Source organism: Cryobacterium sp. TMT2-17-1 (assembly GCF_004402765.1).
Lineage (GTDB): Bacteria > Actinomycetota > Actinomycetes > Actinomycetales > Microbacteriaceae > Cryobacterium > Cryobacterium sandaracinum.
Window position 1 is genome coordinate 56,037 of record NZ_SOGC01000038.1, and the last position, 12,227, is coordinate 68,263.

Sequence of the window (12,227 nt, forward strand, 5' to 3'; positions counted from 1 at the left end):
CGTCGGATCGGCGCGGGCGTCGCCCTGGGCCTGACCATGGCGCTGGGCGGGGCTTTCGTTGCACCGACCGCGCCGGCCTTCGCGGAGAACACGCAGGTGCGTGACCTTGAGTACTGGCTCAATGACTACGGATTCACCCAGGCCTGGAATACGACCCGTGGCGCGGGCGTGACGGTGGCCGTCATCGATACGGGTGTCGCCGACGTCGCCGACCTCACCGGTGCGGTCGTCGGCGGAACGGATGTCTCCGGGCTCGGCTCCGCCAATGGGCAGACGCCCGTCGGAGAAGGCAGTGAGCACGGGACTCTGGTGGCATCCCTGCTGGCCGGACGCGGCACGGGTGAGGGGTCCGGCGTGCTGGGAGTGGCTCCCGAGGCGTCGCTCCTGGCCGTCTCGGTGGCCTTCGGCACCAGCGACGCCACCCTCAGCAACGACGACCAGATCGCCGAGGGCATCCGCTGGGCCGTCGACAACGGCGCCGACGTCATCAACATGTCCCTCACCCGCAACACCTTGGACTGGCCGCCGAGTTGGGACGACGCCTTCCTCTACGCGTTCGAGAACGACGTCGTGGTCGTCGCCGCCGCCGGGAACCGAGGCAGCGGCACCACCGAGGTCGGAGCCCCGGCCACCATCCCTGGGGTGCTCACGGTCGCCGGTGTCGACCGCAACAAGGGCGCCAGCTTCGACGCGTCCTCGCAGGGCATCACGATCTCGGTGGCCGCGCCCAGCGAGCAACTTGTGGGCGTCGTTCCGGGCGGCGGCTACGTGCAGTGGAACGGCACCAGCGCGGCCGCGCCCATCGTGTCGGGCCTGGTCGCCCTGGTGCGCGCCGCCTATCCCCGCCTCGATGCTGCGGAGGTGATGAACCGGGTCATCGAAACTGCCGACCCGAACGGGCGGGTCGTGCCCAGCCCGATCTACGGCAACGGTCTGATCGATGCCGCGGCGGCGGTCACTGCGGCCGTGCCGGCATCCACGAGCCCGGAACCGGCCGCCCTGCTGGAGGAGTGGATCCGGGTACACCGGCGGGCGGACACCGAGGTCGAGCCCACGCCGCAGACCGCCACGCAGGTGCCGGTCGCGCCGCAGGAAGACCCGGCGTTGCCTGCCCCCAGCGTCGTCGCGGCATGGTTGCCCAGCCCGCTCACGCTGACGTATGTCACAGTGCCGCTCCTCGTCCTGGTCGGGTTTGGTACTCTGGTAACGCTGCTCGGCACCGGGGCCACTCGGCACATCAAGCGAATCCGGTCAAAACGGTAAGTTTTCGTGCAGCCAAATCATGTAGGAGGACTTTCATAGTGCCCAAAATTCTTATTGTCGGTGGCGGCTACGCCGGGTTCTACACCGCGTGGAAGCTGGAGAAATGGCTTCGCGCCGGCGAGGCCGAGGTCACCATGGTCGACCCTCTGCCGTATATGACCTACCAGCCGTTCCTGCCGGAGGTCGCAGCCGGCTCCATCGAGGGTCGCCACGCCGCAGTCGCGCACCGTCGTCACCTCAAGAAGACCAACGTCGTGACGGCCAAGGTCACCCACATCGACCACGCCACGAAAACCGCGACCATCACCCCGCCCATTGGCGAGCCCTACGAATTCGTCTATGACGTCGTCGCGGTGACGGCCGGCGCCGTGTCGCGCACGTTCCCGATCCCGGGCGTCGCGGACCAGGCCATCGGTCTGAAGACCATCGAGGAAGCCGTCGCCATCCGTGACCGCGTGCTCACCAACTTCGACAAGGCTGCCCAACTTCCGGCCGGCCCCGAGCGCGACCGCCTGCTCACCTTCGTCGTCATCGGCGGGGGCTTCGCCGGCATCGAGGTCTTCGCAGAGCTGCGTTCCTTCGCGTCATCGCTGCTGAAGTCCTACCCGCAGATCGGGTTCGACGACACCCACTTCCACCTGATCGAGGCGATGGGGCGCATCATGCCCGAAGTTTCGCTGCCGACCAGCCTCTGGGTCATCAAGCACCTCGACGAACGCGGCGCGCAAATCCACCTGAACACGCAGCTGACCAGCTCGGTCGACGGCAAGGTCGAACTGTCCACCGGTGAGAGCTTCGAGACCGATCTGATCGTCTGGACAGCCGGAGTCATGGCTAACCCGGCCATCGTGCGCCATACCGACCTGCCGATCGAAGATCGTGGTCGCCTGCAGGTGCGCCCCGACCTGCGCGTCGGAACCGATGACGAGATCATCGCGGACGCCTGGGGCGCCGGCGACATCACCGCCGTTCCCGACCTGAGTGGCGGGGGAGTGGGCGGCTTCTGCGTGCCCAACGCTCAGCACGCGGTTCGCCAGGGCAAGCTCCTCGCGAAGAACATCGTCGCGGTGCTGCGCGGCGAGAATCCCGAGGAATACCTGCACAAGAACTTGGGTGCCGTCGCCGGCCTCGGCATCGGTTCCGGTGTCTTCCAGTCCGGCAAGATCGCCATCACGGGTCTGCCGGCCTGGTTCGCCCACCGCGGCTACCACGGCCTGGCCATGCCCAGCTGGGAGCGCAAGCTGCGCATCATCTGGGGTTGGATGAACAACTTCTTCCTCGGTCGCGACATCGTCTCGTTGGCCGCGGTGCAGAACCCGCGGGCCACGTTCGCGGAGTTCGCCTCGCGGCCCAAGCCGGTCGTGGATTCTGCCGCTCCGGCCAAGGCTCCGGTGACCGTCGCCGCATCGGCCAAGGCAGCGGCCACCGTAGCCGGCCCCGGCACGGGTCCCGCCGCCAAGGCAACGGCGCGTGCACCCCGAGCCCCGCGAAAGACCGCGGCCGACAAGGCTGCGGAAGTCGCTCCGGCAGGGACGACCGAGAAGGCCGCGGCGACCGCAGCCGTCAAGTAACAGCGTCTGCGGGCGTCACCGAGAGAAACCGATGACGCCCGCAGCCCCTACGCTTGAGGCGTTCGGTTTCGCCGGGCGTGCCCCCGTAGCCCAATGGCAGAGGCAGACGACTTAAAATCGTCACAGTCTGGGTTCGACCCCCAGCGGGGGCACCACACGGTACGTCACAGCGTCACAGCGTCACCGCGTCACGGCCCCGACTCCCGCCGCCCGGGCGACAGCATGCATGCCTAGTCGTTCAACCGGCCGGCAGACCCTGAACGGATGCCGCGGTAAATCCCTGCCCCCGGTCTGTGCCGGGTGAGGCAGCCTGTCCGGCCCGGTTTCGTCGCGCTACGATCCGCGAGTGAAACGGTCGATGCCTCCTGCCACGTGCCATTCCCCGATGTAGGAACGGTGTCAGGGGCTTTCTGCAAACAACGTGGGACATCACCCGGTTCTTCTTCTGGAAGTGATCACCACGTCGAAGGTGCTGCCCGGGCGCGGAACCATCACGACCGGCGAGGGCGCCGCTCACGGCCAAGGTGCTGCGCCGACCCGGCCGCTCCCTCGGCGTCACCGGCGCTTTGCACCACCGACGCCCCGCGCGCTTTCCGCTCACGGCGTCACTCTGTTGGAGTCCAGACGGCCGAGGGCGGAACCAATTCGACGGAGATTTTGGCCTCAGAGCCCGGTTCCCGTCTGTTTGGCGCCATTCTCGGCAGAATCTCCGTCGAATTGGTTAGGGGCAGCTACTCCAGGTGGTCCAGATACCTCAGGATGATGCCCTCGCGGAGCGCCCACGGCGACACTTCCAGCTCGGTCACCCCGAACGCGGCCATCGCCGCGTGGAGCACGATGCCGCCGGCCACGATCTGGAAGGTGCGGTCGGCGGTGATGCCGGGCAGCGCCGGGCGCGCCTCAGCCGGGATCCGGGCCAGCCGGGGGACCCAGTCGCTCAGCTGCGAGCGGCTCAGCTGCATCCGCTCGCCTGAACCGAAACCCTCCGCGGTGGAGCCGGCCAGTTTGGCCAGGGAGCGGATGGTCTTGGACGAACCGACGACGTGGTGCGGCGCCGGGAGCCCCTCGAACGCCACCAGGGCTTCCGCGAGCACGGCGGCGGCGTGCTCGCGGAGGGCGGAGACCTGCGCGGGCAGCGGCGGGTCGTCGTGCAGGAAGCCGATGGTGGAACGGCCGGCGCCCAGCGGCAGCGACAGCGCGACCGCAGGCACCTCGTTCGCGCCGGCGGCGATCTCCAGGGAGCCGCCCCCGATGTCGAAGAGCAGGATGTCCCTGGCGGACCAGCCGTACCAGCGCCGCACGGCCAGGAACGTCAGTCGGGCCTCGTCCTCGCCGGACAGGACCTGCAGGGCGACCCCGGTTTCCCGTTCGACCCGGGCGAGCAGTTCGGGCCCGTTCACGGCCTCACGGAGTGCGGAGGTAGCGAACGGCAGGAGGTCGTCGACGTGGTGGCGGCGGGCCACCTCGGCCGCGTTCCGCACCGACTCGAGCACGGCGGTGCACCCCTCCTCGGTGATGGCGCCCTCAGGGGTGAGGTAGCGCATCAGGCGCAGCACGGCCTTGTCGGAGGCCATCGGCACCGGCTGGGCGCCTGCGTGCGCGTCGACGACCAGCAGGTGGACGGTGTTCGAACCGACATCAAGGACTCCGAGGCGCACGCTCTCGACGATAGCGTGCGCCGCGGACGCGCCGTTACGCGCTGATGCTGTGGCGGCTCGTCGTTCGGGTGCCGTCGACCATGGTGTGCAGGGAGTCCACCAGCGGCAGCAGCCGCTGGTCGTGGGTGACCAGCACCGTGGCGGTGTCGTGCTCGACGGTGAGCCGCGCGGGCCGTTTGCCGGCCTGGCCCAGGAGACCCACGGCATCCGGCAGCAGGTTCGACTGCTGGAAGACGATGCCGAGCCGATCCCAGCGCAGCTGCGTTTTTTCGGCCAGGGACAGCAGGGTCGCATCGATTTCGCCCATGTGCACGGACCCGCTGTCGGGCGTGATCAGGGTGGATGCCACGGCGAGCAGGCTTGACGTGCCGCTGGATGCTCCAGACCGTGAAGAATGCGCCGAAGACCAGCGCCGAGATGCCGAACAGCATCGCCACCACGAGCAGCAGGCCGCCACACATCTACCCGAAGCTCGGGGTGTCCTCACGCCCGGCAGGCCGGCCTGATCCGTCGGGCCTGACCGGCCGTGTGACCTCTTGGCGGGCCTGACCCCGCGCCCTCTCGGCGGAATCATCGGGGGGGGGGGGCGAGGCTCAGACTCGGGCGGGCGTGACGAACCGCTGCCAGGCCCAGGCCCCGATGNTGCCAGGCCCAGGCCCCGATGCTGAGGGCGGCGAACAGGGTGCCTGCCACCCACCACAGGCTGAGGCTGCCACCTTCGTGCCAGAGTTCCACCGCCGGGGACAGCACTCCGAACATGATCGTGAAGGCGAGCACGGTCAGGCACGCCCAGATCGGCGGTGACCAGGCGAGGATGCTCCGTCCGCTGGTGCGTCCGATCGGGATCAGCACCAGCGCTGCCGAACCGATCGCGGCCAGTACCACACTGTTGATGATCTCGGCCGCCAGCGCGCTGAGGAAGCCGTCCGCGGCCGGCAGCAGGCCCAGCGTCAGCCAGCCGACCACGGCCAGCCCGATCAGGCTGCCGGCCCGAACGGCGGCGAGTGGGCCGCGCCTCGGCGTCAGTACCTCGGGGGCCACGGTGACGCTGCCGAGCAGCCCGAAGACCAGCGCCGGGTGAACGTCGAAAGCCCGGGAGGCCAACGCGGTCAGGGCGACCAGCAGCAGGTAGCGGGGCAGGAAAGTCACGGATGCTTTCGTCCGCCACATGCGGGAGCTCCACCAGAGCGGAACGAGCGCTCCGACCGCGTTGACGATGAGGAGGGCCAGCGCCACGGCGAGGAGCAGCCGCAGGTAGGCAGGCTGGCTGGTGACCGGCCCGGACAGCATGACGAGGGTGGCCGCGGCCAGCACGGCGGCGCCGGCCACCAGCCACCGGTTCAGAGGTAGTTCGGGAACGGTCTCGAATTCCTCGCGGGACCGGTTGCGGCCCGCGATCGGCATGCTCTGCCAGAGCGGGTGGCCGTCCGTGGCCCGGAACACGGTCCCGGCGAGGAGGCGCGCGGGGATGCAGAGCAGCAGGAGGGCACCGAGCGCCAGCAACGCCGCCTGGAACCAGGAGAGGTCGGGGGTCGACCACGGCGGCAGCACTGCCGTGGCGAACCGGGTGGGGTCGTTCCAGCCGCCCGGCAGCGGTGTGGCCAGGGCCACGGCCGGACGGTCTGCCTGCGGTGCCGGCGAGGCCGGGGCTGCAGAACCGGGCGGGGCTTCCGCCGGTGCCGTCTCCTCGGCCGGCGGCGGGGCGGCGGGGGCGTCGGCGGACGGGGCGGTCGCCTCGGGGCCGGTCGAGCCGGAAGGGGAAGGGGTGGGGACGCCGTAGAGCACGTCCACCCCGGGGCTGCCCGGGCCGAGGTTGCCGGCCAGGTCGAGTTGCACCGCGATCACCCGGAAGGTACCGGCAGCGACTCCGCCCGCCGAGCAACTCCACGACCCGGATGCGACGACGGCGCTGCAGACCGAATATGACCCGGCGAAGACGGTCACGGTCGCACCCTCTTCTCCGGTGCCCGTGTACCCGGCGTCGGTGAGCGGCAGCTGGGCGCCGCTCGCCGGCGTGGTCAGCGTGGGCGGCGCCGGACGGTCGAGGTCGAAGACGAGGTCGACCGGTGCGCTCGAATTGGACCATGAGGGATTGCTGTAGCTCGTCTGCTGGCTGGCCGAGACCTCGGCCTGCCCGCCGGCGAGGCCGTCGGCGAACGTGCACGACCAGTTGCCGGAGGAGTCGGCGGTGGCCGTGCAGCGCGGGCCGCCGCTCACCGTGATGACGACGGAGGCCCCCGGATAGCCGGTGCCGCGCACCGTGCCGTTGGTCAGGCTCCCACCGGTGGGACCGCCCGTCACCCGGGGGGCGGACAACACGGCGATCGTGTGCTCGTCGGTCAGGTCGGCGGCTCCGTTGACGACGACGCGAAGCGGCACGGATGGCCCGCTCGGCAGGGAAAACGCGGCGCAACTCCACTGGCCGGCGCCGTCGACCACGGCGAAGCAGGGGTCCTGACCGTCGACGGGGGAGAGCAACCAGATCTCCCGGCCGGCTTCGCCCGTGCCGGAGACGGTGGTGGTTCCGCTACCCACGAAACTGCCCGGCGGTGGGCTGACGATGGCCGGCGCGTTCGTCGGCGCCGCCTTGGCGTCCCGCTCGCTTGTGGGAGCCGGTGTGGGAGCCGGCGTGGCTGCGGCAGTCGGTTCGGCGAACGCCGCGCCCGGCACGCCGAGGAGAGACAAGCCGACCAGGGCGACGAACAGAGGCAGGGTGCCGGGCGTCCACCGTCGACGACGGCGCCCGGGCGTTCCGCCCGAACCGGCCATACGTGTCCCGTACATTATTCCCCCTGTGACCATTTCACGGGCCAGCGCCGGGAAAGTCAACGTGCGACACGCAATTTGACGGCGACGGCACCCATTCGTGATCGGCGGGGGCCATAGGGCATACTGGCGTCGGAACATCCACGCTACTGCTTCCCCGCGCAAGAGCACGGGGCGGCTGTGGCTGGGTCACCGCGCCGGGTATCCTCAATCCCGGCTACTGAAAGCGGTGCGCCGATGCTCGACCTCTCCCACCGCCTTACGGGCCGGCCGTGGCAGACCCCGGGGCTGTTCTGGCCCGAGCTCACGGCCGCGACGGCGCACCTGGACGCCCCCGTCGCCGCCCTCCACCTGGGTGCCCTGCGCCACAACGCGCACGACCTGCTGGACCGCGCGGCCGGCACCTCCCTCCGGGTCGCTTCGAAGTCGATTCGGTGCGCGGCGTGCTTGAGGCCATCCTGGCCGTGCCCGGCTATCGGGGTGTGCTGGCCTACACCCTGGCGGAGGCGCTCTGGCTGGCTGAGACGGTGACGGATGTCGTCGTCGGCTACCCCACGGCCGACCGGTCCGCGATCCGGAAGTCGGGCCGCTCGCCCGAGCTGGCCAGGGCGGTCACCCTGATGGTCGACTCGATCGCGCACCTCGACGTCATCGACGCCGTGCTTCCGCCCGGCAGCCGGACCCCGATCCGGGTCTGCCTCGAACTCGACGCGGCCTGGGACGCCCCCGTGCTCGGCCATCTGGGCGTCTGGCGTTCACCCGTGCACACACCCGGCGAGGCCCGCCGGGTCGCCGCGGACATCGTCGCCCACCCCGGCTTCGTCCTCGTCGGCGTGATGTCCTATGAGGCGCAGGTGGCTGAGATCGGCGACAGGCCGGCCGGGAAACCGCTCCGGGGCCTGGTCACCCGCTGGGTGCGGCGCCGGTCCGTTGGCGAGCTCAGGGAGCGGCGCAGCGCGGCCGTCGCCGCGGTGCGCGAGGTCGCGCCCCTCGAGTTCGTGAACGGGGGCGGAACCGGCTCGGTCGAGAGCACGCGCGCCGACGCATCCGTCACCGACATTGCCGTCGGCAGCGGCTTCTTCGGCGGCCACCTCTTCGACAATTTCGCGAGCTTTCGGCCCGCGCCTGCGGCCGCGGTCGCGGTCGCCCTCACGGTGGTGCGGAAGCCCAGCCCCGACACGGCCGTACTGCTCGGCGGCGGCTGGATCGCGTCCGGCGTGCCCGGGGCCGACCGGCTGCCCCGCGTGGTCTGGCCGGAGGGCCTCAGCCTGGCGCCGCGGGAGATGGCCGGTGAGGTGCAGGCGCCGCTCACCGGTGTCGGTGCGGCCCGGCTCCGCGTCGGTGACCGCGTCTGGGCGCGGCACACCAAGTCGGGGGAGCTGAGCGAGCACGTGAACGAGTTCGCGCTGGTCGAGAATGGAAAGGTGGTCGATATCCTGCCGACCTACCGGGGTGAGGGGAAGGCCTTTCTGTGAGTGCGAGCGGAGCGGTGTGGCGCAACTGGGCCCGGAACCAGGCGGTGACCCCGGTGCGCGTGGAGCGGCCGTCGAGCGTCGCCGCCGTGCAGCGCGCCGTGGTGGCGGCCGGGGCGGTGGGCCTTCGGGTCAAGGCCGTGGGCTCCGGGCACAGCTTCTCGGGCATCGCGCTCGCGCCCGGGGTCCAGCTTGACCTGTTTGACCTCGCCGGGCTGATCGGTGTGGACACCGTGGCCGGGCAGGTCACTCTGGCCGCGGGCACCCGACTGTTCGAACTGCCCCGGCTGCTGCGGCCCTACGGTCTGGCCCTGCCGAACCTGGGCGACGTGGACCGGCAGACGATCTCCGGCGCCACGTCCACCGGGACCCACGGCACGGGCGGCCGGTACGGCGGCCTGGCCACCCAGATCGTGGCGCTGACCCTGGTGGTCGGTGACGGCACCCTGCTGCGCGTGAGCGCCACGGAGAACCCGGAGCTGCTGCCCGCGACCCGGCTCGGTCTCGGTGCGCTCGGAATCGTGGTGGACGTGACCCTGCAGTGCGTGCCCGCGTTCCTGCTGCACGCGGTGGAGGCGGCCGAGCCGCTCGAGGAGGTCCTGGAGCACTACCTCGACCGGTCCGACCACAGCGATCACTACGAGTTCTTCTGGTTCCCGCACACCGAGACCGCCCTGACCAAGACCAACACCCGGCTGCCCCTGGAGTCCGGCCGGTCGCCGCTCGGCAAGGTCGCCCGCTTCGTCGACGACGAATTGCTCGCGAACGGGGTCTACCGCGGCATTTGCGCCCTGGGCGCCGTGGCGCCGGCGACAGTCCCCGGATTCAACCGACTCGCCGCCCGCCTGACCGGCAGACGCGAATTCACGGATGTCTCCCACCGCGTGTTCCTGACGAACCGCACGGTGCGTTTTCAAGAAATGGAATATGCCCTGCCGCGCGCCCTGGTACCGGCCGCGCTGCGGGAAGTGCGGGCGCTGATCGAGGCGCGGGGTTGGCGCATCTCGTTCCCGATCGAGGTGCGCTCGGCCGCCGCCGACGACGTCTGGCTGTCCACCGCAGCGGGCCGGGAGACCGGCTACATCGCCGTGCACCGTTACTACCGGGAGGATCCGGCTGCGTATTTCCAGGCGGTCGAGGCCATTATGCGCGCGCACGGCGGGCGTCCGCACTGGGGCAAGACGCACGACCGGGATGCGGCGTCCCTCCGCACCGACTATCCGCACTTCGACGACTTCCTCTCGGTGCGTGACAGGCTTGACCCGGAGCGCCGCTTCAGCAACAGCTATCTGGAAAGAGTCCTGGGTCGATGAGCAACAGCAACACCCCCGCCGCCCGTGCTTGGGAACACCGTGCGGGGGAGCTGGGAGACCGGCTGCCCGACGGCTTCACCGTGGGCGTGGCAACGTCCGCTTTCCAGATCGAGGGTGGCGCCAGGCAGGGCGGTCGCGGCGAATCGAGTTGGGACACGTTCACGGCCACCGCCGGGCGCATCCGTGACGGCTCCAACGCATCCGTTTCGACCGATCACTTCAATCGGCTCGAGGAGGACGTCACGCTGCTCCGCGAACTGGGCGTCGACGTCTATCGGTTCTCCCTGGCCTGGTCCCGGCTGCAGCCCGATGGCCGCGGCTCGCTCAGCCGGGCCGGCCTGGCCTTCTACGACCGGCTGCTCGACGGGCTCCTGGTCGCGGGGATCAGCCCGATGGCGACCCTGTTCCACTGGGACACCCCGTTGCGGTTGCGCGGCGGCTGGCTGAACCGAGACACCGCGATGCGGTTCGGCGACTACGCCCACCAGGTCGGCGAGGTGTTCGGGGACCGGATCGACTCCTGGCTGACCCTGAACGACCCCGCGACGGTGACCCTCAACGGCTACGCCCTCGGCACGGATGCCCCGGGGGAGGCCCGGCTCTTCGGTGCCCTGCCGGCGGCGCACCATCAGCTGCTTGCTCACGGACTCGCTGTGCAGGGGCTGCGCGCCGCCGATGTGCGCGGCCGGATCGGGATTTCCAACGTGCACTCGCCCGTGCAATCCGCCAGCGGCCGCGAAGCCGACGAGGTCGCCGCCGCGCTCTTCGACGTGCTGCACAATCGCGTCTACGCCGACGCGGTGCTGCTCGGCCGCTACCCGGAACCGCCGGAGCCCTACCAGGTGCCGATGCGGATGCTGCTGGAAACCGACCCGGACGACCTCCGCACCATCCACCAGCCGCTCGACTTCTACGGGCTGGGCTACTCCCAGCCGAGCCGGATCAAGGCCGGCGCCGCTGCCCCGAAGACCCCGAACGGGCCGCCGCCCAGCGGGCCGCCGGAAAAGGTCGTGGCCTTTCCCTTCCACGTCACCCCGTTTCGCGAGTTCCCGGTGACCAACGCCGGCACGGCCATCGCGCCCGAATACCTCGGTGTGGCCCTCGGCGAACTGCGCGACCGCTACGCGGAGAACCTGCCGCCCGTCTGCATCACGGCCGGGGGAGCGAGCTTCCCCGACGTCGCCGACACGTGGGGTGCCGTGCACGATCCGGCGCGGATCGACTACCTGGCCGAGCACATCACGGCGGCGCTCGCCGCGGTGGCCCCCGGCGGGATCGCCGACGGGGTCACCCTGCAGGGCTACCTGGTCTGGTCCCTGCTGGACAGCTTCGAATGGACGGCCGGCTACACCCAACGGTTCGGCCTCGTGCACGTCGACTTCCAGAGCGGCACCTGCACCCGCACCCCCAAGTCTTCCTACCGCTGGCTGCAGACGGTGCTCTCCGCCCGCTGACGGTCGCGTGGGGCCGGTCGTCGCCGCGTTACTTGGAGTGTGTCGGGAAGCGCATGTGAGCCTCAGGGCGCGCGGTTATGATAACTCGTGCGTCGTAAAAAACGCCGCCGCGGCCTGCTTGCCCGCCCCGCCTCACCTCAAGGAGAAGCTGCCATGGAATGGCTCATCCCGGTCCTCATCGTTGTTGCACTCGTCGTCATCATTGGGATTTACCTCTGGGCCACGTACAACTCTCTCGTCACCCTCAAAGTGCGCGTGGACGAGGCATGGAGTGATATCACCGTTCAGTTGAAGCGCCGGGCCGACCTGATCCCGAACCTGATCGAGACGGTCAAGGGCTACGCGGCACACGAGCGGGCCGTTTTCGAGAACGTCACGAAGGCACGGGCCGAGTCGCTCAACGCGCAGGGTCCGGCCGAGGCCGCCGCCGCCGAGAACCACATGCAGACCGCGCTGCGCAGCATCTTCGCCGTAGCGGAGGCGTACCCGCAGCTGCAAGCCAGCCAGAACTACCTGCAGTTGCAGGGCGAGCTTGTCGACACGGAGGACAAAATCCAGGCCTCACGCCGGTTCTATAACGGCGGCGTTCGGGAACTGAACACGAAGATCCAGGTCTTCCCCAACAACCTCATCGCCCGCAACCTCGGGTTCACCCAGCGAGACTTTTTCGAGGTGTCCGACTCCGCCGCCATCGCGGAGCCGCCTCGCGTTCAGTTCTAGCGGACGGCTT

At 70.1% G+C, this 12,227-nt stretch carries 8 protein-coding genes and 1 tRNA gene; 7 read left to right on the forward strand and 2 right to left on the reverse strand.

Annotation, left to right across the window (positions count from 1 at the left end):
* Positions 1-36 precede the first annotated feature (36 nt).
* From E3O47_RS10525 to E3O47_RS10535, 3 genes are all read left to right on the forward strand, one after another.
* Entirely contained in the window at positions 37-1,263 is a 1,227-nt protein-coding gene (locus E3O47_RS10525; RefSeq protein WP_104100890.1) for a S8 family serine peptidase, read from the forward strand.
* A gap of 38 nt (positions 1,264-1,301) precedes the next feature.
* Positions 1,302-2,834: an NAD(P)/FAD-dependent oxidoreductase gene (locus E3O47_RS10530; RefSeq protein WP_104100836.1), complete on the forward strand. Its 1,533-nt coding sequence runs from the start codon at positions 1,302-1,304 to the stop codon at positions 2,832-2,834.
* A 79-nt stretch (positions 2,835-2,913) separates the two neighbouring features.
* Positions 2,914-2,989, forward strand: a tRNA-Leu gene (locus E3O47_RS10535).
* 576 nt (positions 2,990-3,565) lie between these two features.
* Here the strand turns inward: E3O47_RS10535 and E3O47_RS10540 are convergent.
* Positions 3,566-4,492, reverse strand: a complete 927-nt coding sequence (locus E3O47_RS10540; protein ID WP_104100837.1) for a Ppx/GppA phosphatase family protein — start codon at positions 4,490-4,492, stop codon at positions 3,566-3,568.
* A gap of 34 nt (positions 4,493-4,526) precedes the next feature.
* Positions 4,527-4,841, reverse strand: a complete 315-nt coding sequence (locus tag E3O47_RS10545) for a hypothetical protein (RefSeq protein ID WP_134420461.1) — start codon at positions 4,839-4,841, stop codon at positions 4,527-4,529.
* Positions 4,842-7,701: 2,860 nt separating this feature from the next.
* Here E3O47_RS10545 and E3O47_RS10555 point away from each other — a divergent pair.
* The 4 genes from E3O47_RS10555 to E3O47_RS10570 all read left to right on the forward strand — a co-directional run bounded on the left by E3O47_RS10555 (position 7,702) and on the right by E3O47_RS10570 (position 12,217).
* The gene (locus E3O47_RS10555; protein ID WP_241976893.1) at positions 7,702-8,733 is read left to right on the forward strand and encodes an alanine racemase; all 1,032 of its coding nucleotides are present in this window, start codon (positions 7,702-7,704) and stop codon (positions 8,731-8,733) included.
* Positions 8,730-10,043: a D-arabinono-1,4-lactone oxidase gene (locus E3O47_RS10560; RefSeq protein ID WP_104100840.1), complete on the forward strand. Its 1,314-nt coding sequence runs from the start codon at positions 8,730-8,732 to the stop codon at positions 10,041-10,043. Before E3O47_RS10555 ends, E3O47_RS10560 begins: the two co-directional genes overlap by 4 nt.
* A complete protein-coding gene (locus tag E3O47_RS10565) occupies positions 10,040-11,497 on the forward strand; it encodes a family 1 glycosylhydrolase (RefSeq protein ID WP_134342312.1) in 1,458 nt (485 codons plus the stop codon). The genes E3O47_RS10560 and E3O47_RS10565 overlap by 4 nt, the downstream gene beginning before the upstream one ends.
* Before the next feature lie 153 nt (positions 11,498-11,650).
* On the forward strand, positions 11,651-12,217 hold the full coding sequence (locus E3O47_RS10570; protein ID WP_104100842.1) for a LemA family protein: 567 nt from the start codon (positions 11,651-11,653) through the stop codon (positions 12,215-12,217).
* Positions 12,218-12,227: the final 10 nt, after the last annotated feature.